The sequence below is a fragment of the Flavobacterium pectinovorum genome, from assembly GCF_022802975.1.
In the GTDB taxonomy this organism is placed as follows: Bacteria; Bacteroidota; Bacteroidia; order Flavobacteriales; family Flavobacteriaceae; genus Flavobacterium; species Flavobacterium pectinovorum_B.
The window spans coordinates 108,418-134,571 of record NZ_JAFEVZ010000002.1 but is presented as its reverse complement, the minus strand read 5'-3'; the positions used below and the strand labels follow the sequence as shown (position 1 = coordinate 134,571).

General features: G+C 34.6%; 28 protein-coding genes and 1 tRNA gene. 13 read left to right on the top strand and 16 right to left on the bottom strand.

The window, feature by feature from the left end; all coding sequences use genetic code 11:
• Nucleotides 1-181 precede the first annotated feature (181 nt).
• From FLV_RS03105 to FLV_RS03090, 4 genes are all read left to right on the top strand, one after another.
• On the top strand, nt 182-706 hold the full coding sequence (locus FLV_RS03105; protein ID WP_243230667.1) for a methyltransferase: 525 nt from the start codon (nt 182-184) through the stop codon (nt 704-706).
• 125 nt (nt 707-831) lie between these two features.
• Nucleotides 832-1,680: a glycosyltransferase gene (locus FLV_RS03100; protein ID WP_243230666.1), complete on the top strand. Its 849-nt coding sequence runs from the start codon at nt 832-834 to the stop codon at nt 1,678-1,680.
• Between the two features lie 81 nt (nt 1,681-1,761).
• Nucleotides 1,762-2,508, top strand: coding sequence for an MlaE family ABC transporter permease (locus FLV_RS03095; RefSeq protein WP_243230664.1), 747 nt, complete (start codon nt 1,762-1,764; stop codon nt 2,506-2,508).
• The gene (locus FLV_RS03090) at nt 2,508-3,269 is read left to right on the top strand and encodes an ABC transporter ATP-binding protein (RefSeq protein WP_243230663.1); all 762 of its coding nucleotides are present in this window, start codon (nt 2,508-2,510) and stop codon (nt 3,267-3,269) included. Before FLV_RS03095 ends, FLV_RS03090 begins: the two co-directional genes overlap by 1 nt.
• 79 nt (nt 3,270-3,348) lie before the next feature.
• On the opposite strand, the gene FLV_RS03085 is transcribed toward FLV_RS03090, so the two are convergent.
• From FLV_RS03085 to FLV_RS03060, 6 genes are all read right to left on the bottom strand, one after another.
• Nucleotides 3,349-3,954, bottom strand: a complete 606-nt coding sequence (locus FLV_RS03085; RefSeq protein WP_243230662.1) for a hypothetical protein — start codon at nt 3,952-3,954, stop codon at nt 3,349-3,351.
• A gap of 134 nt (nt 3,955-4,088) precedes the next feature.
• The gene (locus FLV_RS03080) at nt 4,089-4,691 is read right to left on the bottom strand and encodes a SprT-like domain-containing protein (RefSeq protein WP_243230661.1); all 603 of its coding nucleotides are present in this window, start codon (nt 4,689-4,691) and stop codon (nt 4,089-4,091) included.
• Nucleotides 4,692-4,731: 40 nt separating this feature from the next.
• The gene (locus tag FLV_RS03075; RefSeq protein ID WP_243230660.1) at nt 4,732-6,012 is read right to left on the bottom strand and encodes a hypothetical protein; all 1,281 of its coding nucleotides are present in this window, start codon (nt 6,010-6,012) and stop codon (nt 4,732-4,734) included.
• A gap of 41 nt (nt 6,013-6,053) precedes the next feature.
• Entirely contained in the window at nt 6,054-6,731 is a 678-nt protein-coding gene (locus FLV_RS03070) for an SDR family NAD(P)-dependent oxidoreductase (RefSeq protein ID WP_243230659.1), read from the bottom strand.
• A gap of 35 nt (nt 6,732-6,766) precedes the next feature.
• Nucleotides 6,767-7,744, bottom strand: coding sequence for a M20/M25/M40 family metallo-hydrolase (locus FLV_RS03065; RefSeq protein WP_243230658.1), 978 nt, complete (start codon nt 7,742-7,744; stop codon nt 6,767-6,769).
• A 131-nt stretch (nt 7,745-7,875) separates the two neighbouring features.
• Nucleotides 7,876-9,018 (bottom strand): acyl-CoA dehydrogenase, encoded by a 1,143-nt coding sequence (locus tag FLV_RS03060; protein ID WP_243230657.1) that lies wholly within the window; start codon nt 9,016-9,018, stop codon nt 7,876-7,878.
• A 447-nt stretch (nt 9,019-9,465) separates the two neighbouring features.
• Here FLV_RS03060 and FLV_RS03055 point away from each other — a divergent pair, with 447 nt between their 5' ends.
• The 3 genes from FLV_RS03055 to FLV_RS03045 all read left to right on the top strand — a co-directional run bounded on the left by FLV_RS03055 (nt 9,466) and on the right by FLV_RS03045 (nt 12,591).
• Nucleotides 9,466-10,038: a chalcone isomerase family protein gene (locus tag FLV_RS03055; RefSeq protein ID WP_243230656.1), complete on the top strand. Its 573-nt coding sequence runs from the start codon at nt 9,466-9,468 to the stop codon at nt 10,036-10,038.
• Between the two features lie 140 nt (nt 10,039-10,178).
• A complete protein-coding gene (locus FLV_RS03050; RefSeq protein WP_243230655.1) occupies nt 10,179-11,405 on the top strand; it encodes a Glu/Leu/Phe/Val dehydrogenase dimerization domain-containing protein in 1,227 nt (408 codons plus the stop codon).
• 283 nt (nt 11,406-11,688) lie between these two features.
• Nucleotides 11,689-12,591 (top strand): energy transducer TonB, encoded by a 903-nt coding sequence (locus FLV_RS03045; protein ID WP_243230653.1) that lies wholly within the window; start codon nt 11,689-11,691, stop codon nt 12,589-12,591.
• Nucleotides 12,592-13,019: 428 nt separating this feature from the next.
• Here FLV_RS03045 and FLV_RS03040 read toward each other — a convergent pair whose 3' ends face one another.
• Nucleotides 13,020-13,415, bottom strand: a complete 396-nt coding sequence (locus FLV_RS03040) for an ExbD/TolR family protein (protein WP_243230652.1) — start codon at nt 13,413-13,415, stop codon at nt 13,020-13,022.
• Between the two features lie 3 nt (nt 13,416-13,418).
• A complete protein-coding gene (locus tag FLV_RS03035; protein ID WP_243230650.1) occupies nt 13,419-14,114 on the bottom strand; it encodes a MotA/TolQ/ExbB proton channel family protein in 696 nt (231 codons plus the stop codon).
• A gap of 128 nt (nt 14,115-14,242) precedes the next feature.
• On the opposite strand from FLV_RS03035, the gene FLV_RS03030 reads away from it, so the two are divergent.
• The 6 genes from FLV_RS03030 (at nt 14,243) to FLV_RS03005 (ending at nt 18,422) form a co-directional block, all read left to right on the top strand.
• Nucleotides 14,243-15,469, top strand: coding sequence for a bifunctional folylpolyglutamate synthase/dihydrofolate synthase (locus FLV_RS03030; RefSeq protein ID WP_243230648.1), 1,227 nt, complete (start codon nt 14,243-14,245; stop codon nt 15,467-15,469).
• 179 nt (nt 15,470-15,648) lie between these two features.
• Nucleotides 15,649-15,726 (top strand) — tRNA-Val (locus FLV_RS03025).
• Between the two features lie 139 nt (nt 15,727-15,865).
• Nucleotides 15,866-16,630 carry a helix-turn-helix domain-containing protein gene (locus tag FLV_RS03020; protein ID WP_243230646.1) on the top strand — a complete coding sequence of 255 codons (765 nt, stop codon included), beginning with the start codon at nt 15,866-15,868 and terminating at the stop codon, nt 16,628-16,630.
• A 174-nt stretch (nt 16,631-16,804) separates the two neighbouring features.
• The gene (locus FLV_RS03015) at nt 16,805-17,197 is read left to right on the top strand and encodes a DUF1398 domain-containing protein (protein WP_243230645.1); all 393 of its coding nucleotides are present in this window, start codon (nt 16,805-16,807) and stop codon (nt 17,195-17,197) included.
• A 401-nt stretch (nt 17,198-17,598) separates the two neighbouring features.
• Nucleotides 17,599-17,880 (top strand): antibiotic biosynthesis monooxygenase, encoded by a 282-nt coding sequence (locus FLV_RS03010; RefSeq protein WP_243230644.1) that lies wholly within the window; start codon nt 17,599-17,601, stop codon nt 17,878-17,880.
• A 140-nt stretch (nt 17,881-18,020) separates the two neighbouring features.
• Complete coding sequence (locus FLV_RS03005; RefSeq protein WP_243230643.1) at nt 18,021-18,422, top strand: DoxX family protein; 402 nt, start codon at nt 18,021-18,023, stop codon at nt 18,420-18,422.
• 118 nt (nt 18,423-18,540) lie between these two features.
• Here FLV_RS03005 and FLV_RS03000 read toward each other — a convergent pair whose 3' ends face one another.
• The 8 genes from FLV_RS03000 to FLV_RS02965 form a co-directional block, all read right to left on the bottom strand.
• On the bottom strand, nt 18,541-18,909 hold the full coding sequence (locus tag FLV_RS03000) for a hypothetical protein (RefSeq protein WP_243230642.1): 369 nt from the start codon (nt 18,907-18,909) through the stop codon (nt 18,541-18,543).
• Nucleotides 18,910-19,045: 136 nt separating this feature from the next.
• Nucleotides 19,046-19,429 (bottom strand): hypothetical protein, encoded by a 384-nt coding sequence (locus tag FLV_RS02995; RefSeq protein ID WP_243230641.1) that lies wholly within the window; start codon nt 19,427-19,429, stop codon nt 19,046-19,048.
• Nucleotides 19,430-19,466: 37 nt separating this feature from the next.
• Nucleotides 19,467-20,102: a hypothetical protein gene (locus FLV_RS02990; RefSeq protein ID WP_243230640.1), complete on the bottom strand. Its 636-nt coding sequence runs from the start codon at nt 20,100-20,102 to the stop codon at nt 19,467-19,469.
• Between the two features lie 154 nt (nt 20,103-20,256).
• Nucleotides 20,257-20,790: a hypothetical protein gene (locus tag FLV_RS02985; protein WP_243230639.1), complete on the bottom strand. Its 534-nt coding sequence runs from the start codon at nt 20,788-20,790 to the stop codon at nt 20,257-20,259.
• A gap of 570 nt (nt 20,791-21,360) precedes the next feature.
• A complete protein-coding gene (locus tag FLV_RS02980) occupies nt 21,361-22,644 on the bottom strand; it encodes a bile acid:sodium symporter family protein (protein ID WP_243230637.1) in 1,284 nt (427 codons plus the stop codon).
• Between the two features lie 148 nt (nt 22,645-22,792).
• Nucleotides 22,793-23,455, bottom strand: coding sequence for an aspartate/glutamate racemase family protein (locus tag FLV_RS02975; RefSeq protein ID WP_243230635.1), 663 nt, complete (start codon nt 23,453-23,455; stop codon nt 22,793-22,795).
• A complete protein-coding gene (locus FLV_RS02970) occupies nt 23,452-24,831 on the bottom strand; it encodes a four-carbon acid sugar kinase family protein (protein ID WP_243230633.1) in 1,380 nt (459 codons plus the stop codon). The genes FLV_RS02975 and FLV_RS02970 overlap by 4 nt, the downstream gene beginning before the upstream one ends.
• Nucleotides 24,831-26,072: a ribulose-bisphosphate carboxylase large subunit family protein gene (locus FLV_RS02965; protein WP_243230632.1), complete on the bottom strand. Its 1,242-nt coding sequence runs from the start codon at nt 26,070-26,072 to the stop codon at nt 24,831-24,833. The genes FLV_RS02970 and FLV_RS02965 overlap by 1 nt, the downstream gene beginning before the upstream one ends.
• Nucleotides 26,073-26,154 lie beyond the last annotated feature (82 nt).

The following is a 26,154-nucleotide window of genomic DNA, read 5'->3' as shown; positions in this document are numbered from 1 at the left end:
AAGTAAAAAACTTAAACCATCTTATATACTTATATGGTTATTTTTTGATCAAAACTTTGCGCCTTCGGGTCTCTTTGCGAGAGATACATTCATATTTTATAAAACAACTTACTTCAAATTAAAAAACATAAAGAAGAAGATAACTTTGTATATTTGCCCCTTTGCTGATAAAAAATAAAAAATGTACGAAAAAACGTTTCCGAATAAAAGATTCAAACTTACTTTAGAATTTTTACAAAAACACGTTAGCACATCAGAAACTATTTTTGATTTTGGTGTATCAAATCCGTTTTCTAAAATAATGGAGGAGAATGGCTATACTGTAAAAAACACAAAAGGAGAAGATTTAGACAACGATCAAACTGCCTTACAAACAGAAGACTATACTGTTTTTACTGCATTTGAAATTTTCGAACATTTGCTAAATCCTTATACGATTTTAGAAAACGTAAAATGCGATAAATTACTAATTTCAATTCCGTTACGTCTATGGTTTTCTCCGGCTTATCGTTCTAAAACGGATATGTGGGACAGACATTATCACGAATTTGAAGACTGGCAGCTTGACTGGCTTTTAGAAAAAACGGGATGGAAAATAACAGATCGTCTGCAATTTACACATCCTGTAAAAAAGTTTGGATTAAGACCTTTATTGAGATATTTCACTCCAAGATATTATATTGTTGTTGCAGAGAAAATTAAATAAAAATTCCAATATTTAAATTCCAAATTCCAATTGAACTAGCTTTAATTGGAATTTGGAATTTAAAAAAAATTGGGATTCATTCTCAAAGAATTGGAATTTGGAATTTAAAAAAATTGGAATTTAATATGAAATACTACATCGTCATTCCCGCACACAACGAACAAGATTTAATTGGTTTGACCTTACAATCTTTAATTTCACAAACTGTTTTACCTTCAAAAGTAGTTGTGGTGAATGACAATTCTACAGATAAAACAGAAGAAGTTGTGTTGGTTTTTGCAAAAGAGCATCCGTTTATTTCGGTTGTAAACAAAACTTCTGATGCGATTCATTTACCGGGTAGTAAAGTGATTCAGGCATTTCAGAAAGGCTTTGAAACGCTGGATTCTGATTATGATATTATTGTAAAAATAGACGGAGATTTAATTTTCCCTCCCAATTATTTTGAAACCATCATCAAGCATTTCGAATCTGATTCAAGAATCGGAATGGTGGGCGGATTTTGCTATATTGAAAAAAACGGAGAATGGGTTTTAGAAAACCTAACCGATAAAGATCATATTCGAGGAGCCTTAAAAGCATATCGTGCAGCAACCTACAAACAAATTGGCGGTTTAAAACCAGCTATGGGCTGGGATACTGTAGACGAATTATTGTGTAAATATTATGACTGGAAAATTGTCACAGATAAATCATTACACGTAAAACATTTAAAACCAACAGGCGCAAACTACAACAAAACGGCCCGCTATAAACAAGGAGAAGCATTTTATACTTTAGGTTACGGCTTCTGGATTACTGCAATTGCTTCGGCAAAACTGGCTATGATGAAGAAAAAACCTTTTCTCTTTCTTGATTATATAAGAGGGTTCTGGAAAGCAAAAAAAGCAAATACTCCTTTATTGGTTACCGATGAACAGGCTAAATTCATAAGAAAATACCGTTTTCAAAAAATGAAACAAAAGTTAATCTGATTGCCAAAAAAAACCGAAAATCAGGAACTCATACCCCAAAACTCATAACTTCTTTTTACCTTAGCCAATATTTGTAAAACCATGATGTTAATTCGTTATTTATCCCAGATAGGGAAATATTTTTTAATGCTGAAAGAAATTTTCAACAAACAGACTAAATGGTCTGTCATGAAAAAATTAATTTTCAAGGAAATCGACGATTTAATCATTGATTCTCTGGGAATCGTTTGTTTTATCTCTTTCTTTATTGGCGGGGTTGTAGCAATTCAGACTGCTCTGAATTTAACGAATCCCTTAATTCCAAAATATTTAATTGGTTTTGCCACGCGTCAATCTGTAATTCTGGAGTTTGCCCCTACTTTTATATCCGTTATTATGGCCGGTAAAATGGGATCATATATCACATCAAGTATCGGAACAATGCGTGTTACCGAACAAATTGATGCATTAGAAGTTATGGGAGTTAATTCACTAAACTATCTCGTTTTTCCGAAAATTGTAGCTTTGCTAATGTATCCTTTTGTAATTGGAATTAGTATGTTTTTAGGCATTTTCGGAGGGTGGCTTGCGAGTGCTTATGGCGGATTTTCTACAAGTCAGGATTTTATTGCAGGAGCCCAAATGGAATTTATTCCTTTTCATATTACATACGCTTTTATTAAAACTTTAATTTTTGCCATGTTATTGGCTACAATTCCATCTTTTCACGGTTATTATATGAAAGGCGGCGCATTAGAAGTTGGTAAAGCTAGTACAGTATCGTTTGTATGGACATCTGTTTGTATCATTCTTTTTAATTATATATTAACTCAATTATTATTAGGGTAATGATAGAAGTAAAAAATATTGAAAAATCATTTGGTGACAGCAAAGTTTTAAAAGGCGTTTCGACCGTTTTTGAAACGGGTAAAACCAACTTAATTATTGGACAAAGTGGATCCGGGAAAACCGTTTTGTTAAAAACATTATTAGGAATTCACACCCCTGACACAGGAACAATTGAGTTTGATGGAAGAGTTTATTCTGATTTAGACAAGGATGAAAAACGTGAATTGAGAACTGAAATCGGAATGGTATTTCAGGGAAGCGCATTATTTGATTCGATGACTGTGGAAGAAAATGTTGCGTTTCCGTTAAGAATGTTTACGAACGACAACAAAGCAAAAATTAAAGAACGTGTTGATTTTGTTTTAGAAAGAGTAAACTTAGTTGAGGCTCACAAAAAACTGCCATCTGAGATTTCAGGAGGTATGCAGAAACGTGTGGCAATTGCACGTGCTATCGTAAATAATCCAAAATACTTATTTTGTGATGAACCAAACTCTGGTCTGGATCCTAACACCTCTACATTGATTGATAATCTAATTCAGGAAATTACTAAAGAATACAATATTACAACGGTAATCAATACCCACGATATGAACTCGGTAATGGAAATTGGAGAAAATATTGTTTTCCTGAAGAAAGGTCTTAAAGCCTGGCAGGGAACTAAAGAAGAAATTTTTAGAACAGACAACAAAGACATCGTAAAATTTGTTTATTCTTCGAATTTATTCAAAAAGGTAAGAGAAGCATATTTGAAAGGCTAGAAGCTTTTAAAATTCCAATATAAAAAAATCCCAAATTCCAAATCTTTAAAATGGAATTTGGGATTTTTTTATTTTACAATTAATACTTTTTATTAAGACCTATACCGAAGGTACCTCCCAATCCTATAAAACTCCGTTCAGATATATTACCAAATAGCTTAACCCCTCCACTAGGTATCAATACATTCCATATCATTTTAGAACGTTTTTTTAAAGAAAACCACTTCATATTTGCCTCAAAAGGGAATCCAACATAACTTTCAGATCTTAGATAGAAATTACCCTCATTATCTTTAAGTGTTTTTGTTAAATAATTGTGGCTGATTCCTGCTGAAATACTAAAAGAAGTTTTTTGTTTTACATTTCTTATACCGTACAACAAAGCATATTCTTTGATATTTTCTGAGGCAAAATAATAAGGTATAATAAGTAATCTTTTTTCCTTATCCTCTTTAATGCTTTTTACATCTGAATATCTAAAACTAAAAAGACTTTTTTTGTATTGGTAATTCAATTCAAAACCACCTGTATATCCAAAATCCTTTATAACAGAAATCCCGCCAAATAGTTCAAAATAAAGAATTGGAGATCCTGTCTTAACAAATTGAATAGTATCCTTTTCTTGTGCACATAGTGAAACTGAAAAAGTAAGAGCAACAACAATTTGAAGTAGTTTTTTTATCATAATTACTTAGTGATTATTCAATTGGATTTTTACTATAAACATAAGATAAATTATATGTTTTACTAAAGTTTTGATTTTAAGTTTTCAAAAAAAAATCCCAAATTCCAATCTTTAAAATGGAATTTGGGATTTCTTTACTGGATATTTATCAATTCTACCTCAGCATTCGGATTAAAAAGATACAATTTCCCGGAACTGATTTCCAGACATTCAAAACGTTTTGTCCTGACTGCAATCTTCTTGAAAACTTTACCGTTCTTAATTCTGAAAACACTCCCATACGGAATCTCAAATACATAATTCTTATCGTTTTCTTTGTCATATTGCTTAAGAGCTAAAGACAAAGTGGTATCCGTATCACTACTTGCCGAAGGATTCTTAAAATGTCTTGCCAAAAGTGGCAGAATCTGATTTGGAAATATCTCCGGACGAATAAACGGAACCATCAAACGCTGAAATGTAAATTTCCACTCATTTCCGTGAGGTTTTATATTTCGTCCAAACTTCTCAAAAGCCACTAAATGAGAAATTTCATGAATCAGTGTAATCAAAAAACGATATTTATTCAAACTTGCATTTACTGTAATTTCATGTTTACCACTAGGTCCACGTCTGTAATCGCCGTGACGTGTTTGGCGTTCATTGACGATTTTAAGATGCACCTGATTGGCAACAATCAAATCGAAAACAGGCTTTACGGCATGTTCGGGAATATATTTTGCAAGAGTTTCGTTCAAGATATAATCATTTTAATTGATCTCAACAAAGTTATTTATATTAAAGCTTGAAATATTTCAAATACAAATCGTTTACATCTTTTTTTATTTCTCCATTAGCATCAACAAAAATATTATGATTCTTTTGCCTTTCTATCACTTTATCTTCAATATTCTTTACTTGTCTTTCCTGATAATCTAATAATCTTGCTTTCTGTATGTATTCTAAACTGCTTTTGTAATTACCCAAAACAGAAAAACCTGAAGCAATGTTTACATAACAGGCCCATAAAGCAACTTTTTGCCCTTTATCATTTGCATCAAATTGTTTCGTATACTGATTCATTTTTAAGATAAAATCAGTAAGAACTTTTTTATCATCAAGAAAGTTTTTATAATTCAACAAACGAGTTTTATCATGAAAATATCGAGATTGATCTGTGTTGCTTTCCAAATTATTTTTTTGAATAAATTCAGCATTGGCAGAAAGAAAAGCATCATCAAACATTGGTTCTGTTTTTTGACGTGACCATTTTTCTATAGCATCAACATCCTGATTTAATTTTAAGAACAATGGATTTTTATCTTCTTTCGAAATTCTGGAAAAAAAACATCTATCCTGAATGTATTGAACATCTAACCAAAAGTCCAGCGTCGGCCTCAAATATTGTTTAATATCATTCACAACGTCATTAGTAAAACCTTTATCAATATTAGCAATTAAATAATTTACTGCTTCCGGCTTTGTTTTAAATCCGGGTATGTAACCTTCAAAACTGTAAGAAATCATTTTTTTATAAGTAGTATCCTTTTTTTCCATAACGACTTGCTTACTATAGCTATTTATGATTTTAATTACGGTGTCATAACTGTAATATACAGTATATGTAAATGGAGTTTCTAAAGATTTATTTTCACTTATATCAGCACCATATACAACATTCTTATAGGAAACATCTATTATAAAGTGATCTTTCGCTTCAATTGGCTGATTTGTATGTCCAAACTCCAGTATAGTAGGAACAAAACCGATTTTAATCTTTTCTTCATCTTCTGTCCCTACTATAAGACGTATTAATTCTTTTTCAGAAAAAAAATCACCAGCATGATAAGTAAGTGGAGGACGTGATGACTTTTTCTCTCCATCAATTATTACTGAAATTGGATTTTCTGAAAGGTTTATTTTTACTCCATAATTATAATAATCTTTGGGAATATAGCTTGTAGGAAATATATAAGTATTAAAGTTAATGTTCTCTGACTTATAAGCCTGGGCTGAAATCTTTGAACCAAAAAAAAGGCAGTAAAAAACAATTGTAAGAACTAAAAATTTTCTTTTCATAAATTCGTGATGGTTAAATTTGAGGTTAAATTAAAAACAAACTAAGGATTAGTCGAAGAAACTTCTAACACTTTTCCGTTAAAATATTTATTTCCGTTAAGCGTAAAATCATAAATATAAGTTGCCATTCCTTCTGCAGAAATGGGTGCCTGATAACCCGGGAAAGCTTCATTGAGCATTTCAGTCTGAACAGAACCCAAGGCTAAAACATTAAATGAAATGCCTTTTTCTTTATATTCTTCAGCCAATAATTCGGTTAAGGTACTAACTGCTCCTTTACTTGAACTGTAAGCCGCAAGTCCTGCAAACTTAAGACTGCCTCGTACTCCGCCAATTGAACTGATGGTAACCACATGGCTTCCTTTTTCAAGATACGGCAAACAAATTCGGGTAAGATTGGCAACGGCAAAAACATTCACTTTATAAATATTTTCAAAATCTGTCTGGGTAGTTTCTGCAAAAGGTTTCCAAATTAAAGCCCCGGCATTATGTACTACAGCATCCACTTTTTTCCAGCTTGAAGAAAGAAAATCACACACTGTGTCGAGTTGGGATTCATCTGCCAAATCAACCGAAAGGCAGGTTACATTTTGGTGTTCTAAAAGCGCTTTTGGCGTTTTTCTTGAAATGGCTAAAACCTGATGACCTTCATTTGCAAACTGTAATGCCAATTCATAACCAATTCCTCTTGAAGTTCCTGTAATTATAATATTTTTCATAGCGCAAAAATAATCAAATCTTGTAAAAGGAATCTTTATTTTGTCATCGTAATTTCCTGAGCAGGCGATGTTGCAATTTTGGTAACAGCAGGCAAAAACTCCTGCACAAATTTAGTTATATGCGGAATATTCATTACCTGAAATTCATCTGACGGATGATGATAAAATTCGAAATTTTCAAAATCAAAAGTACTTATAGACTGGCAAGGTTTCTTGAAAACATCATAAAAAGGATAATTATCAGATCGGTAAAAAAGCTCATATTCTGCTTCTTTTGGCAGGAAACCAATTGTGTTTTTTCCGGTGTACTGATTAATTCTCTCTGCCATATTTGATTTATCAAAACCAGTAATATAGGCCAGGTAATCTCTTTTCATTGGTACACCAACCATTTCAATATTTAACTGGGCGTATAAATTAAAATCTTTCTTTTTAAGTTTCTGCACTAAACTTTTCGACCCTAATAATCCTTTTTCTTCTCCTGCAAAAAATACAAAAAGAATACTTCTTTTATTCGATTTTGTCTTCGCAAAATATTTAGCCATTTCTGCTACCACAGTCACTCCTGAAGCATCATCGTTTGCACCGTTATTAATCATGTCATCCTGCTTGTCTTTTTGCAGACCAATATGATCGTAATGCGCACTCAAAACCACAAATTCTTTTTTGAGTTCAGGATCGCTTCCTTCCAAATAACCTACAATATTATAAGCCGGCGACTTAAAATTCGTAAGCGTATCACGATACGTACTGAAATAGGGTTTCACATTATTCTTCTTAAAAAAATCTTCCAGAAAAACAGCTGCTTTTTCAATACCCTGCGTTCCTGTTTCTCTTCCTTCCAATTCATCAGAGGAAAGGTATTTTAAAAAATCAGAAACTTCATTTTGTTCAACTGTATAATTAATTTCAGCCTTTTCAGATGTTGACTGTGAAGTTTTTCCGCTCACTGTTGAAATTTCGGATTTACAGCCTAACAAAACAAATGGCAGGATAAAGTATAGTTTTTTCATAAAAAATGATTGTTGAATACTACTCAAATAGATTAAAAAGATAAACTTCGGAAAAGTAAAAAAAATAAACGTAAAAAAACCCTTTCAAAGCTAAAAAAGCCGAAAGGGTTTTGACTATTAAAAAGAGAAAATTATCCTCCGATAACTGCTCTTGAAATTACAATTTTCTGAATCTCAGAAGTTCCTTCATAAATTTGGGTGATTTTGGCGTCACGCATCATACGTTCCACATGATATTCTTTTACATACCCATTTCCTCCGTGAATCTGAACCGCTTCTACTGCTGTATCCATAGCTGTCTGGGAAGCAAATAATTTAGCCATAGCACCGCTTACATCATAATTTTTATGCTGGTCTTTATCCCAGGCGGCTTTCATACACAAATGACGGGCTGCTTCAATATTAACCGCCATATCCGCCAGTTTAAATGCAATGGCCTGATGATTACAGATTTCAGTACCGAAAGCTTTGCGCTCTTTTGAATATTTCAAAGCAAGTTCGTAAGCCCCTGAAGCGATTCCCAGAGCCTGAGAAGCAATTCCAATACGTCCGCCCGCAAGCGTTTTCATAGCAAATTTAAACCCGAAACCATCCTCACCGATTCTGTTTTCTTTGGGAACCTTCACATCACTAAACATTAATGAATGCGTATCTGACCCTCGAATACCCATTTTTTGCTCTTTTGGTCCGATTGAAAATCCGGGCATATCTTTGGTCATAATCAGCACATTTATTCCTTTATGTTTCAGTTCGGCATGCGTTTGTGCAATAACCAAATAAACAGAAGCCGTATTTCCGTTGGTAATCCAGTTTTTTGTACCGTTTACCAAATAATGGTCTCCCATATCAATAGCGGTTGTTTTTTGCGAAGTGGCATCACTTCCCGCTTCAGGCTCACTTAAACAAAAAGCACCGTGAATTTCACCCGAAGCCAGTCCCGGTAAATATTTTTGTTTTTGCTCTTCGGTTCCAAATTCTTGTATTCCCCAGCAAACTAAAGAATTGTTTACAGACATCACTACTGAAGCCGAAGCATCCACTTTAGAAATTTCTTCCATTGCAATTACGTACGAAACTGTATCCAGACCGCTTCCTCCGTATTTAGGATCCACCATCATTCCCATGAAACCTAATTGTCCCATTTTTTTTATTTGTTCCGTCGGAAAAATTTGCTTCTCGTCTCTTTCAATTACACCCGGCAATAATTCATTTTGAGCAAAATCTCTCGCTGCCTGCTGAATCATTAAATGCTCTTCTGTTAGATTAAAATCCATAATAGTGGTTCTTTAGTTGTTAAAATGCATTCCATATTTTCCATAAAGAAGCTTTTCAAAGATAAATTTTAAATATCAAATAACAATGCATGCATAGTATTTTAAGCTTTAATCAAAAAATACGATAACGTTTTCGTTGATCTGTTAAATAAAAAACATCTAAACTTTAATTTCACAACAAATTACTCAGAATTTAAGAATAAAATTATTGATTAGAAAAATTAAAATACACTCATCTGGATATTCTTCAATGATAATCTAATAAGAGAAGACACATGCAGCAAAACACAGTAAAATTACTCTTACTAATTTGATTCTTAATTCAATAGATTTCAAAAACCAAAGACAATATCACAAAAAACTTGGCTTTTAAAAGGTAGAATTTTAGAAATTAACAGTATTTTTGCAAAAAACTAAAACTAAAAAAAACAATTATCAAGAAAGACTATGAAAAAGATTTTACTGTTGCTCACACTCCTTTTAAGCATACAATTCACAGTATCTGCGCAATCTCACATCGATGTAAACGGTGTTACTGTTCCAAGAAAAATAGAAGTTCTAAACAAAACTTTACAACTTAACGGTGCAGGCGGAAGATCAAAAATGTGGTTAGAAGTTTATGTTCAGGCTTTGTATTTATCACAATTAACTCAGGATCCTCAATTCATTATTGACAGCGATACTGAAATGGCCATACGAATTGAAATTACTTCGTCTATGGTTTCTGCTAATAAATTAACCAAAGCCATGAATGTTGGTTTTGAAAAATCTGCAGGAAGTAATCTTGAAGAGTTGAGACCGAGAATTGAGCAGTTAAAAACACTTTTGAGCGACAAAATCACAGAAAAAGACGTATTTATATTGGCTTACAACCCAATGGACCAAACCATTAATGTTATTAAAAACGAAGCTCTGAAAGGAAAAATTCCGGGATTTGATTTCAAAAAAGCATTGTTTGGAATCTGGCTTTCAAACAAACCGGTTGATGAAACCTTAAAGAAAAATTTATTGGGGCAATAATTTCCTGATTAATATAAATCTTAAAGCCGAAAACGATCTGTTTTCGGCTTTCTTTTTTCCAATAATAAAATTGATACCAAATACATTATTCGCATTATTCTATTTCATACTTTTACAAAAACTAAACATACTTTAACAAAATGAAAGATTTATTGCAGCAATTCGAAAATAAAGAACCTGAAATTGTTTTTAACTGGAAAGATTCTGAAACAGAAGCCGAAGGCTGGACCGTAATCAATTCACTTCGCGGAGGAGCAGCCGGCGGAGGTACCAGAATGAGAAAAGGCCTTGACATGAATGAGGTTTTGTCATTGGCAAAAACAATGGAAGTAAAATTCTCAGTTTCAGGCCCTGCAATTGGAGGCGCTAAATCGGGAATCAATTTTGACCCGAACGATCCTCGCAAAAAAGGGGTTTTACAACGTTGGTACAAAGCAGTTTCTCCTTTATTAAAAAGTTATTACGGAACCGGCGGCGATTTGAATGTCGATGAAATTCATGAAGTGATTCCGATGACAGAAGAATGCGGAGTGTGGCATCCACAAGAAGGCGTTTTTAATGGTCATTTTAAACCAACGGAAGCTGACAAAATTAACCGAATTGGTCAATTGCGTCAGGGAGTAATAAAAGTGATAGAAAACCCTAAATTCTCTCCGGATGTAACCAGAAAATATACTGTAGCAGACATGATTACCGGTTTTGGTGTTGCTGAAGCGGTTCGCCATTTTTACACTACCTATGGCGGAGATATAAAAGGTAAAAAAGCAATTGTTCAGGGATTTGGAAACGTAGGATCTGCAGCTGCTTTTTATTTGGCCGAAATGGGCGCTAAAGTCATTGGTATTATTGACCGTGACGGTGGTTTAATCAAAGAAGATGGTTTTTCTTTTGAAGAAATCAGGGCTTTATTTTTAAACAAAGACGGAAATAAATTAGTTGCCGATAATATGATTCCGTTTGAAGAAATCAACTCAAAAATATGGACCATTGGCGCTGAAATTTTCACACCATGCGCAGCTTCAAGATTAGTTACTCAGACTCAAATAGACAGTTTAATCTCAAATGGTCTTGAAGTTATTTCATGCGGAGCAAATGTTCCTTTTGCCGATAAGGAAATTTTCTTTGGATCAATCATGGAGGAAGTAGATCATAAAGTAAGTTTGATTCCCGATTTTATTTCGAATTGCGGAATGGCAAGGGTTTTTGCTTATTTCATGGAGAAAAAAGTTCAAATGACTGATGAGGCTATTTTTAACGATACATCCGAAATTATAAAAAATGCGATTGTAAAAGCGCATGCTTTGAATCCTTCAAAAACAAATATTAGTGCGACTGCTTTTGAGATTGCATTGAAACAGTTAGTGTAATCTCCTTTATAATTCATTTCTAAGCGGGCTAAATTTTAGCTCGCTTTTTTTTCACAGATTATTTGGATTAAAAAAACACTTCTCTTTATTGATATTTCACGCAGATTTAAAATAGATTTTAGCAGATTAGCGCAGATACAATTTTAAAATTAAAAATCTGCTTAAATCTGCGAAATCTGCGTGCAAAAAACCTTAGCGATAAAATTGTCTCAGCCTTTTATTATAAACAATTTTTAGTACTTTTAGGCGTTTTTATTAAATACAATTATAATTCAGAATCAAAATGACCCTGACCGATTCTTCAGATAAAAAGAAATCCTTATTAATCTCTACAGCTATATACGCAGTATTATTGCTGTTGCTTTTTTTTATACGTTTCTGGCCTCCTTATAATCCTGAAAATAACGTTGCACTTGCCGAAGGCGGTGGTGGCGGTGGTGTAACCGTAAATTTTGGAGACAGCGATTTGGGTTCAGGAGCCAATTATAAAAGTGAAGTCCTGGATGTAAAAAATAATGCAAAAGCAGCTCCGGCAAAAGCAGCTCCGGATGAATCTGTCATTACACAGGAAAATTCAGCTACTGATGAAACAGATGTAGTGATTCCGACAAAAGAAAAACCTAAAAAAAATACTCCTGTAGTAAAACCGGAAACAAAACCTGTACCTGAAAAACCAAAAGTTTCTAACTCAACCAATGATGCATTAGCCAGCATCATGAAAGGTTCAAATAAAGGTGGAGACGGCGATGATAAAGTGGCAGGAAATAAAGGAAAAGCAAACGGAAGCCTAAGTTCAAACGGATATTATGGTTCCGGAGGTTCAGGCGGAGGAACCGGAGGCGGTAATGGCACAGGAAATGGTATTGGTACCGGAAGCGGTTACGGAGCCGGAAGCGGAGGAGGTTCAGGCGGTGGATCAGGTTATTCACTTGGAAACCGTAAAGCCTTATCGAAACCGGCACCAAAATACACCTGCAACGAAGAAGGGAAAGTCGTTGTTGAAGTTTCGGTAGATCAAAACGGAAAAACAATTAGTGCTACTCCCGGAATTAAAGGAACAACAAACACTGCAAAATGTTTATTAGACCAGGCAAGAATTGCTGCTATGAATACGAAATGGGAATCTGACAATGATGCTCCTGTAAAGCAAGTTGGGAAGATTATTTATAATTTCAGTTTGAATTAAAACACGAATTTCACGGATTAATTAATTCACATAAAAAAGGCTTTCTGAATAATCAGAAAGCCTTTTTTATGTGAATTGTCATTTCGACCGAAGGGAGAAATCACACCAGCTGATCGCCAAAGATTATCGACATTACTTTGCGGAGTTTCACGTGTGATTTCTCCTTACGTCGAAATGACATACTTTATGGTTACTATTTCTTTAATCTATATTCTTTCCTCTGTGCTCTTTTTTTCTTTACTCATACTCTCTTTTTCTTGCGTGAGGGATTACTTCACTTAATCTTTATGTTCATCGGAGTTCAGTGAACTTCGTTTGCAGCAAACTACCGAAGTATCGCGAATAGCCGACCGCAATAAAAAAATGGGCGTATCAACATCTCGCTGATTAGCCCATTTTTTTATTGTGGTCACGCCCAAATGATTGTTTTACTTCGGACTCGTGGCAATTACGAATTTTAGATTGTTCTTTACTCCTATTTGTAATACATCTACCAGATCCTGAACCTGTAAATTAAACGGAATACGAACTACAACGGTTTGCTCCTTGTTGTCTCCAATTTTAGACATAAGACTGGTTTCTAATTCTTCAAAAGCTACAGGCTGTTTGTCGATGTAGAATTTTTTATCTTCGGTAACTGATAAACTGATGAGCTGTTTATTGGTTTTTTCGTTTGCTTTTGCTTTTGGCAATGTCATTTTGATCACATTCGGATTTGCAAGCGTTGATATAATAAGGAAAAACAACAGCAGGAAAAACATAATATCACTTAACGACGATGTTGCCACCTCAGCATGAAATCTTCTTTTTCTCTTAATAGACATGGCTTATGCTCTTTGAATTATATTGACAAATTCTAATATCTGTTTCTGAATTTTTAAGGCAAAATCGTCAATTTTACCATTCAGAATGTGGTACGCACTGTAGGCAATAATCCCTACAATAAGCCCTGCCCCACTACTGATCATTTTTTCGTATAATCCACCGGAAATGTTTCCGATACTAATATTCTCTGTTACCGAAATACTGTAGAAAATTTTAATTACACCCGAAATAGTCCCAACAAATCCAAGCGTTGGTGCAATACCGGCAATAAGACCAAGATGCCCTAAACGGCTTTCCATTTCGCCAATTTCAATATCGGCAGCACGATCCATATTGGATTCGATTTCTGCAATTGGACGCCCGATAACCAAAACACCTTCCTTTAAAATATTTCCGGCAGACGTATTGCTTCTTTCTACAATTGATCTGGCCAGTTCAATATTTCCTGCATGCAGTTTATCTCCCACATCCTGCATTAAACGGCTGTCTATTTTTGATGCTTTTGTGATATATAAATAACGTTCTATGATAACGTAAATAGTATAAAATAATAAGATTGCGATTGGAATAAGAAATACACCTCCTTTTAAAATAAATCCTAAAACTGAAATTTCGGTACTGGGTGCAATTTTTTCGATAACTACGTTAGATGCAGCGTTTGCGATGGTATCTGTTTGTAATTGAATGAAGCTAAACATATATTAATTCTGGTTTATAATAATTAATTCTAAAAAATATTTGAAATTTGCAATAAAGATAATTTTCACTCTATTATTAAACTAATAAAATCGGAAATTATTTCAATTAACCGCTATTTTATTCAAAAATGAACTATCAGGAAACTACCCATTGGATGTTTAATCAATTGCCCATGTATCAGCTTCAGGGGGCTTCAGCATACAAGGAAGACTTAACCAATATCAGACTGCTGACAGCACATTTGGGCAATCCGCAGAACAGCTTAAAATGTATTCACGTGGCAGGAACCAATGGCAAAGGATCTACTTCGCACATGCTGGCTTCGGTTTTGCAGGAAGCGGGATATAAAGTTGGCTTGTACACTTCGCCGCACCTGAAAGATTTCAGGGAAAGAATCAAAATAAACGGAAAGGAAATTTCGGAAGATTTTGTCATTGAATTTATTGCGAAACACAAAGATTTTTTTGAAGCGAACGACATGAGTTTTTTCGAAATGTCGGTTGGTCTGGCTTTTGATTATTTTGCTACCGAGGAAGTTGATATTGCCATTATCGAAGTTGGACTTGGCGGAAGACTGGATGCTACGAACATCATTACGCCTCTAATTTCAGTAATTACCAATATTGGTTTGGACCACACCCAGTTTTTGGGGAACACGCTGGAAGCTATTGCGGGAGAAAAAGCCGGAATTATAAAACCCAATGTACCAGTCGTTATTGGCGAATATACTCCGGAAACTCAGCCTGTTTTTTTAGCTAAAGCCGAAGAAAACCAAACAGATATTTATTTTGCATCCGATTTGATTGCTGAAGTTTTTCTTTCTGACTTAATTGGTGATTATCAGTTTTACAACAAAAAAACGGTTCAGCAGACGATTCAGATTTTAAATGAAATCACCAATTTTAAAGTTTCAGATGAAAGTCTTAAGAGCGGTTTATTGCATGTTGTAAAAAATACCGGATTACAGGGAAGATGGCAGCAATTGGGCGAAAACCCTAAAATCATCTGCGATACGGCTCATAACAAACACGGGGTGACCGTTGTAATGAATCAGCTTCAAAATGAGAAGTATGAGAAACTGCATATTGTTTTAGGAGTGGTCAATGATAAAGATCTGGATGCTATTCTGCCTTTATTCCCAAAAGAAGCGCAATATTATTTCTGCAGTCCGGATTCTTCGAGAGGTTTACCTGCCGAAACCTTAAAAAATGCTGCGAAACAATTTGATTTAGAAGGAGAAAAATATGATTCGGTTGAAATCGCTTTCGCAGAAGCAAAGAAAAATGCTGCCAAAAATGATTTTATTTACGTTGGAGGAAGCACTTTTGTAGTTGCTGAATTGCCTTTGAATTAAAAACAGTTCTTTTTTGTGCAAAAAGTTTTGAAAAACACTTTTAATAACAAATTCATAAACAAGGAGATAAAAATTATTTTTAAAAAAGTTTTATTTTTTAATTGATTTTCTTTGCAGAACTCAAAAACTAGCGTATATTTGCACTCGCAATCACGAAATGATAGCAACCTAGTAAAATAGGGCGATTAGCTCAGCTGGTTCAGAGCACCTCGTTTACACCGAGGGGGTCGGGGGTTCGAACCCCTCATCGCCCACCAAAAAACTCCTTAAGAAATTAAGGAGTTTTTTTGTTTTAAATAATTCCGGATTTCCGTGGTATTTTCTAAAAAAACGTTCATTTTAATATTGATTTTTTGTGTAGTATTGTAAAACTTTATGGTGCCAACATACAAAACAATGAAATTTGACAAACATTTTCCGACCGAAAGACTAAGGCCCTACATCAAGTATTTTGTAGTGTCGGAAAATGAATTAGAAAATGAATATAAAGTTTTTCCTTCTTCGGGACTTGTGATTGGCTTTCAATACAAAGGAAAACTAGCAAACATAAAAGATAACGCGATAAATGAGTTGTCTTCATCAGGAATAACGGGAATTACTGACGGGTATAAAATCTTTAAAAATTCGGCCGATATAGGAACTATACTCATTTTCTTTACTGAAATTGGTTTTACTCATTTTGCCTCGCATCCTGCAAACGAATTATTTAATTTAAGCCTTTCATTGCATGATATTTTTGACAAAAACAGTGTAAGCGAAGTAGAAGAAAAATTGTCGACCGCTACCTCTGAAAAATCTCGGGTTGGTATTGTGGAAAAATTTCTACTATCACAGCTCAAAGATATTGAAACAGACAAATTGATTGTTGAAGCTGTTAAACTCATCTATCAGACAAATGGAACCATACGCATAAAAGAGCTGAACGAAAAGTTATTTATCAGCCAAAGTCCGTTTGAAAAACGGTTTAGAAAAGTGGTTGGAACAACGGCCAAAAAATTCGCTTCAATTGTGCGTTTCAATACTATACTTGACAATTTGAACAAAACCAAAACGCTGACTGAAATCTGCTACGAAAACAATTTCTTTGATCAGGCTCATTTTATAAAAGACTTCAAACAATTTACAGGAGACACTCCTGAAAACTTCAAACGCTTCTTGTAGAAAAACGATTTTTTACAATTACAGGATTTTTCATAATTACATCTTTGCATTGTAATCTTAATGCAAGGACAAATGATAAAATCATTTCTAAAATCGACAATCATACTATACGGTTTGAGCATTGTGATTGCGTGTAAATCAATAAATCGTTTAACAATTAAAAAACAAGAAAAAATGTTTACAACAGAACAAATCAAAACTGCCCACAGCAAAGTAAAATCAGGCGCAGACTTTCCGTCTTATATTAAAAAAATTAAGACATTAGGCGTTACACACTATGAAACTTACGTAACCGATGGACATGTTGACTATCATGGTGCAAACGATTATACAGCAAAAGTACCTGCAAAGTATGAGCCTTTAGTGATTAGTGATTATCCAAAAAGTGAAGAATTCAAAACCGAGTTAATTGCTCATCAACAAGGCAAAACAGACTTTCTAACTTTCATTAAAATGTGCGCCACTTTCGGCATCGAAAAATGGGAAATTTGTATGGATAAAATGACTTGTACATATTACGACAAAGCAGGAAACGAAATTTTGGCTGAAGAAATTCCACAAGATTAAACTATGAAAGATTTACTTTCATAATAATGGGATGATAATGCTGTCATCATCCCATCCAATAAATAAAGAAGAGTTTCAAAGTCATGGGAATAAACTAATTCAAATTTTAAAACTTCTTCCCAAAGTATTGCATTCATCAATTGTTTGTTTTATTTATTAATCGATTCAATTCTTTCAACAAATCGAATTCCAAAATTATAACCTCTTAATGAGCTTTAAAAACATTAATATAACAGCTCATTCCAAGTTGTTAAATCAGCTTTATTCAGTGCTAATATATCATTGATTTTACTACAAAAATTAATTGCTTTTTTCTTAAATTACACCAATTATTTTAATACCTAAGTTTATACCGCTTGATATACTGTAAAAACAAAAACACTTAAAAAAAACAATACAAAATGAAATACGTATTAATCATTCACGAAGTCGAAGATTACATTGCCTGGAAAAAAATATTTGATAATTCATCTGTAATTAGAAAAGAAGCAGGAGAAATATCATATCAGGTCCTTAAATATGAGAATGAACCAAACAAGATTGTACATTTTTCGGTTTGGTCTTCACTTGAAAAGGCAAAAGATTTCTTTCAATCTCCAAAACTTATCAAAATCAGAGCTGATGCGGGAGTTAAATCACCTGATTTTATTTACTTAGAACAACTTGAAACGGGAATATTATAAATTGCAAAAACCAACTCTTGATTCAAACAGAAAATCCAAAACATTGGAACAACTTGTTTATATGTTCTTATAATCACAATACTATCAATTCAACTATTTCAATATATTTGAGTCTATTAACTTCTAATGATTAACAAATTATGAGAAAAAACAACGATTTAGGTTTATTGATACTGCGTATCACAATTAGCCTTTTAATGCTCCTGCATGGTATTGCCAAATTTAGCGGAGGCTTAGAATTCATTAAAACGATGCTTGCCGAAAAAGGCATTCCGGATTTTATTGCTTATGGTGTATTAGTAGGCGAAATACTCGCCCCAATTGCTATTTTAATTGGTTTCAGAACCAGAATAGCGGCTGCAGTATATGCTTTTAATTGTTTGGTTGCTGTTTTAATGGCGCACAGCTCTGAAATATTTTCTATGGGAGAACACGGAGGATGGGCTATTGAACTGCTTGGCTTGTATTTCTTTGGAGCCCTGACTTTATTCTTTACAGGAGCAGGCAACATTGCAGTCTCAAAAAACAATCAATGGGACTAAGCGATTGCATTAAAAACAAAATCTTATACTAAAACTATATAAATTACAAAACCTCCAAAATCTTTTTATTTTGGAGGTTTTGTAATTTAAAATTTTCATTTCCTGTTTTGGAGCCTGTTTAAATTTTATCCAGTGTTATTTTCATTTCTTTGCTGTCTAATATCAATTTATCTTCTGTTATGATACTTTCACAAGGATAAGGCGTTCCTGTTTCATCTTTAATTACCAGACTTTTTCCTCCCTTCGTTAAAGCATAAGTACCATCGGTTATTTCTCTTTGTAAAAAGCCTGTTACGTGTCCGTCTTTTGTAAAGGTCAACATACCATTAGCTAAAATTGCACTTTTTAAAGAGTCTGAAAGCGGTATTTTTGCTTCAACGGCAGTAATTTTCCATGAATTTACCAATTTGTTACGTCCTTTATGACATGAAACCATTAATACGGCTAATAATATAATCCCACAGATAAATAAGCTAGATTTTTTCATGATTTTTGGTTTATAGGTTAAACAGGAAACAAGTTACAAAAAAAACAAATCCAAAATACTAAAAATCAATTATTTATAAAGCAAAACCTGCGGAAATTAAAAAACAAACATTCCCGCTTTTTAGCTAAAACAGAATTTAATTCAACTTAAAAACATCTTCATATTTCAGATACCCTTTTCTGCTGATTACGTATAAAGGAGTCCCATTTTCATCTTTGATCAGTCCAATGCTTTCATCATCAGATTTAGGGAAATTAATTTGATAACTTCTTCCGTCAGCCAATTGGATTCCGTATGTAGAAACAGAATTTTCAATTTGAACAGAATTCTGACTGTACTCAAATTTTTCTTTTTTGCCAGAATTGTTTCTAACCGTAAAATCTTTTGCATTAAAAAACAATTCAAATTTTTCGCCCTTGGCATCCGTAGCTTTCCATGAACCTCGATAGGTATCTGAACCACTGCATCCAACTAAAATTACTGCTAAAATCCCGAATAGGGCAATACTGATTTGTTTCATTTTTTATCTATTTAATTATGTTATACTTACGGACACCTTATGGTTCTTTTACAATTCTTCGAAAAGTAAAAAACAGCATAAGGATATAGGCAATAATTGACAAATAATATTTTTTGCCGATTTCTATTGTCTTTTGCCATATTGGTCCCCAAATATCTTCTTCAAAATCAGAATCAAAACCACCAGAACCACAAGTAATAATTCGCAAAGGCTCTGCATTTTTGTCAAATTTTACAGATTTTGGGGGCTTTGGATTTGTGAATAATATATCATTTTTATAACTAAAATAATTCCCTCCTTGTTCTATGTTTATAATATCCAAAACTCTAATATAAGTCCAGTATTGCGATTTTTGCCCAAAGTGAAATTTAATTCCACTAACCGAATCCTTTGATTTCACTAATACTTCGATGTTTTTTTGAGCTTCTTCTAATTTAATACTATCCGAAACAGTATTACCCGTTAAGGCAACAGTCGTAAATTTTTTAGTATTTAAAAAAGCTATATTATTTTTAAAGAATTCTGAATTTTCCTGTCCGTCCCAATTTTGAAAACTCATCGAATAGCTATTTCTAAATGGCTTACTGTTTTTGATATGAATTAAGCACAAAACAGGAAGCAGTATGATACTGATTAATCCTGCAGAGTAATATATTCTCTTTCGTTTCTTCATATTTTTAATTTGAAATTACAATAATATCTTACCGATTTCATCTCTTTTCAATCCTATCAACATCCTGTTTTTTTTATAAATTATCAGATTCGCTTTACTCATGAAACGTCAAAAGAAGAACTGGTAGCCAAAGAAGGTGCTTATTTTTTCATTTTTATCTCTCAATTAGATACGGATCTATACTTTTTATTCTGATTCCGGAAAAACAATCGTCCATGCATCCTTTAGGAACATAACCACAAGATGAAATCAATCCATTGTTTTTTGCTTCAAAATATACTGTTACATCTTTCCTTTTAATCAGCCATTCTTTTTCTGCTTTATTATAGATTTCATCTAATGTTAGTGCTGCCGCACCACTTTGATGGGTATTTATTTCATTTTCTCCTTCAGTCCATTCTAATGGTACATTATCAGGAATGCTTTCGGTATTTCCGGTATATTTAAAATACCTCTGAACTATTTTTCCGTTTGAAACTGTTATAGTTGTTTCCCAACCGTAGGCCAGAAAAACAGAACCACTCAATACAACATACTTATATGAGTTATTTGAAAATCCTTTGAAACCTAACCAGGTCGCCTTACTTTTTTCGAAATCACTTTGATAGTTTAATTCATCGTCTGATGAACAAGAAGATATTAAACTGCTTAATAATACTAATGCAATTAAGTAAAATTTGGTTTTCATAATTTTTTGATTTTATATTTCATCTATATAGATTGAAATCAAAGCATTTAGTTGCGTATCTATTAACAAACTTATCTTCTTAGAATCTATCTGCATCAATATATTTCTTTACGAATATAATATTCTTTTTATTACAAATTCTGAACGCTTAATTCAACCCAAATTTTCTATTGAAAACCAATTTGCATAAGGGATGGGAATGGCATCTCCCGATTTAGAAAAACAAGGCTTTTTTGCTGTAGTTTTTGTTAATCGGGAATATAATGTACAGCCTCCCAGTAGCTCAATGTCATTAAGTTAAGTAATTTTCAGTCGTCACTTCGAGTGATTTTTAATAATAATGCAATAGCTTTATGATTAAAAATTGTATCGAGAAGCTTTTTAATACTAAGGTTCTCGATACATTTTGTTTAAAAAAAAGCTATCGCATTTTTTAACAAAACACTCGAACTGACGATAATGTCCCTTAACTTAATGACATTACCCGAGTTATCGGGACAAGCTTATGCCCAAATTATAAAACTGAGTTTTATAAAAAAACTCCATCGGTGAAATGGAGTTGTGATTTTTCTAATGTGTACCAGGAGTAGTTTCATCTTCTGGATTACCTATTTTTCGCCAGTAATTAGCCAGCAAAGAACCCGAAACATTCATCCACGGGCTGAATACCGCTGAGGCCAGACCAACTGTTGCCAGCTTGCCCATCGCCCCTGCCAATCCGGAAGCCATTCCGCCGTTTTGAAGACCGACTTCGAAAGCAATAGTCTGACTGCTCTTTTTGTCTAGACCGCTTAATCTGCTGAGCCAATAGCCAAAAAAATAACCTGCTCCGTTGTGCAATACCGAAGCCAGGAAAAGCAAAAATCCAATCTGAATTAAATTATCTCTACCGGCAGCGGTAGTTACCAACGTAAAATAAATGATTCCGAACATCGAGAAATACGGCATGATTGCATCAATTTTTGGATATACCTTGTACAGCCAATGATACAATACACCTACGATAAAAGCTCCGCAGGTAAAATTGATGATTTCTAAGATGTGTGAAGCTGTCGTATCTTGGATAATTGCGAACGAATCTCCGAAGAAAACAACAACCGCCAGCCAAAGTATTGAAATCACAGTCAGAATATAGATTTTTCTTTTTGCTACACTTCCGTAAGTTTTTAAAATATCGTGAATCATGGCTGCTGCTAAAGGCACAAGGACAATTTTAATGATTTCCATCATCATATTGAAAAAATGTACCTCAACGAGCGTTCCTGCGAATATTTTCATCAAAAACGGCGTCATAATCGGTGCTGCCAGAGTTGACATTGCGGTTACGGTTACGGACAAAACCAGGTTTCCTTTGGCAATATAGGTCATCACATTCGAAGCCAGTCCGCTGCTGCAGGAACCTATCAGAATAATTCCGGCTGCGATTTCGGGTTCAAAAGCAAATGTTTTGGCAATTAAAAACCCCATAATCGGCATGATGGTAAAATGTCCCAATAAACCAATCAAAACTCCTTTGCCCGATTTTCGGATACCGGTAAAATCCTCGATACTCATCTGCGTCCCCATTCCGAACATTACCATCTGAATGATAATTAAAATGAGCCATTTGTTTCGCATATCGAAACTGCCTACGTGCAGGAAAAAATCAGGATAAATCAATCCGGCGCAGACTGCGGTAATAATCCAAAAGGTATATTGATAACCGCTCAATATTTTCACGTGTCCTGCTCCAATGGCAATACTCGAAAATCCAAAGATTAATCCCAATTTCCAAAGTATATCTATTTGCTGTAACCAGCCAAAACCGGCAACGATGAAAAATAGTGGGGCTGTCCAAAGAAAATATTTACGCATACTAAACATTATTAAAACATATTATTTTATTCAAAACTTTTCTTTAAACCATATAAGTTATATAAGTCAATATAAGTTGTTGCTTTTATACGTTTGGCTTAAATGAACTTATATAACTTATATGGTAAAAATTAATCTGTTATTGTTTTTAGAAATAAAGCTCGGCCAGTTTTTTCATGGCTATGGCGGGACTTGCTAAAATTGGAACTAATTTTTCTTCTGCACTTAAACCATCTACCACTCTTGCCATTGAAGCCTGTGCCAGAACAATTACATCTACTTCTTTCATTAATTCTTTCAGGGCTTTTGCTACCATTTCGTCATGTTTGGCTGCATCTCCACTCATTAACGCTTCAAAAGCGCCTTCGCATAATTTAGAAGTAATCGTTGCATTTTTACCTGCCAGTTCAGCTCTTCTTCGCACCAGATCGCTCGTTGGTTCAAGAGTCGTTGGCAAAGTGGCAATCACTCCAATTTTATTACTGATCTGTACGGCTTCATCCGCCATTGCCTGATCTACACGAATTACCGGAACGTTACTCAACGTCGCAGCGGTTTCAATCGCTACACCAATAGACGAGCACGTTACCAAAATTACATCGGCACCTGCAGATTCAGCAAGCTTAACATGACTTACTACTCTGGCAGCTGTGTTGGGCATTAATTTTCCTTTTTTGATTACGTCTTTGATCAGACTGTCATCGACTATATTGAAGGTTTCTGCTCCGTTTAAAAATTCATTGCTTAACTGCTGAAACAACGGAACCAATGTTGCCGATGTGTGTACAAAACCTAACGTTTTTGCGCTCATAATTTTTCTCCTTTTAATACTTTTATAAAATAATCGGCGGTACCTACTTGTCCGCCTTTAAAATTCATTTCTATTCCGTTTACCCATTCATTATCCGAAACTGCTTTGCAAAGCGGTGCTCCGGGAGCAATTGGCGCAATCATTTCCAATGCCAGAATATCCAGTTCTGATGCGGAATAACTTGAAGTATCACCGCCTGCAAAAAGGATTCTTTTTAGCGGAACGGCTTTTAGCACTTCATTTGTTATTTGTCCCAAAACGCTTCCGTAAACTGAACTGCATTGTTTCTGAATCTCATTTACTGAAAATCCTTTTGATTTAAAAAACAATTCTGTTTCGGCAATGCGCGGGTCGTTTGGACCTGTACTCGTGTGCAGAATTGTGCTTTTTCCCTGATTGAAATTGGCTATAATTTGAGAAACCGTTTCTTCTATAATTTGTTGCTGATACTGACTATCAACTGCTTTGCTTTCTAATGGAATTTCTAAAAATCCATTTTCTAATGCATATTCAATCTGGCTGGATGTTACAGGAGAACAGCTTCCCGATAAAACAAGTATAGGCGAAACTTCTCCTGCCGATTCAAATGCTGTTTCGTTTCCTATGACTTTTTTGTCTTTCCAGTCTAACCCCAACGCCATTTCGATTCCGGATGAACCTACTGAAAACAATGTTTTTTCAGTTGCCAATTGGTTAAAGACACTTCCGATAGTTTTCAGGTGATCTAAATTGAAACCGTCAAAAAACAGAATTTCTGCTTGATTATTTTCTACTACTTCCAGAACTTCTGATATGCCCTTTTCGATTGTCGTTAAATTGACAAGATTGATGGATTTCTCCGTTTGTTTTGCCAAATGCAAAGTCAAATCACCTTCTAAAGCGGGTGTAACGGGATGTTTGCTCATGGATGGATGACGATCGATACGGTAAATTTCACCGTTTCCGATAGTTCCCATTCGGGCAAAAAGATTTCCGAAAACACAAAATCGTCCCAAATGTGGTGCTGATGGTGAAACCAAAACTGTTTTTTGATTGAAAACTTCGCTTCCGATTTCGATTGCCTTCCCGATATTGCCAACGTGTGGTGCGGAATCAAAAGTGGAACAGACTTTATAATGAAAATGATTTGGGGCAAAACTTTTCAGATTTTCAAAGGCATTACAAAGTTCTGTTTCCATTTCTGAAGGCGACATCGATCTGCTTTTTCCTGCCAGACCAATGGCCTGAATTCCCGGAAAGCGATCTAAGTCTTTTTGATTCGGTTTTCGAAGAAAGAGAACTGTTTTCACTCCGGCCAATGTGAGAAATTCAAGAGCATCCGTAGAACCCGTGAAATCGTCGCCATAATAGGCCAAAAGCAATTTATCGCTCTTCATTATTTCGAAAATTTCTTTACCGATTCGGCAAATTCAGGATATTTCAAAGCAGTTTCTTCCACAGACAAACCGTCAACGGCTCCTGTCCAGGCTTGCTGTAATGCGTTTACTCCGGCTTTTGGTCCCATTGGATGTGCCAAAATTCCGCCACCTGCCATATACAACAAATCGGTGGTTTGAGTTCTTCGGTAGGTTTCTACGGCTTGCCCGCCCCATTGTCCCGAAGATACTACAGGCAATATTTCGTATCCGCCTAAAAAGGGTTTCAAACAGGATTTTATCGACGTCACCACCGAGTCATCCGATTCCCAAAATTTATTCTGGATTCCGTTAACGTGCAGCTGATCGACTCCTGCCAGACGCTGAATTTTTTGATAAGCCGGGAATTCAATTCCCAACAGCGGATGCCTGTTCAGCATTCCCCAGCCGTTTCTGTGACCGTGAATCACGAGTTCGCCCTGATCGCAGATTTTTTTTGTTCCCGACAAACCTACACTGTTGATGCTGATCATCGCACAGCTTCCTTCTTCCTTTTTAATCAAATCGTATTTTCGCTGCATTTCGTCAATTTCATCACTGATATTGAAGGCATACATTACTTTTTTACCTGTCTTTTGTTCGTTGTCACGAATGACTTTCATAATGGCTTTTACACGGTCATCAAAAAACGAATTCGCAGCTGATCCCATCAATTCATCATCTTTGATAAAATCGATTCCGGCATCAATCAGTGATTTGACCAAAGTAGCGGTTTCGTCAACGCTCATTCCGATGCTTGGTTTTATAATTGTACCAATCATTGGTCGGTCGCTCACTCCGCAGGATAATTTAGAGCCTTTGATTCCGAATTTTGGTCCTTTAAAATGAGTTGCGAAAGAATCCGGCACTTCAAAATCCATTAATTTTAAACCGGTAAATTGCGTGATTTCGTATAGATTTCCTTGTAAAGTGCTAATCAAAACCGGCAGATTATAGCCAAAGTTTTCTATCGACCAGCTTACTTTTACTCTTGCTTTCTGGTATTTTTTCCCTGGAATACTTCCTCCCGGAATGGATGGTTCGTCTGCCAAATCCAATAATTGAATATTCTCTACCCTTGCGGCAAAACGTTTTTTCAATTCTTCGGTTTCGCCCGGAACAGATACAAAGGTTCCTGATGACTGTTCACCCGCCAAAACTGCCGCTGCCTGTTCTACCTCATAAGGGGTTTCGATAAGATACTCCGCAAAAACTCTTTCCATTGTTCTTCATTTTTTTAAGAAATTCTAAATAAATGAATTTATAGGGAGTAAGTGTCCTGCTGTGTGCTGTATGGAAGAAGTT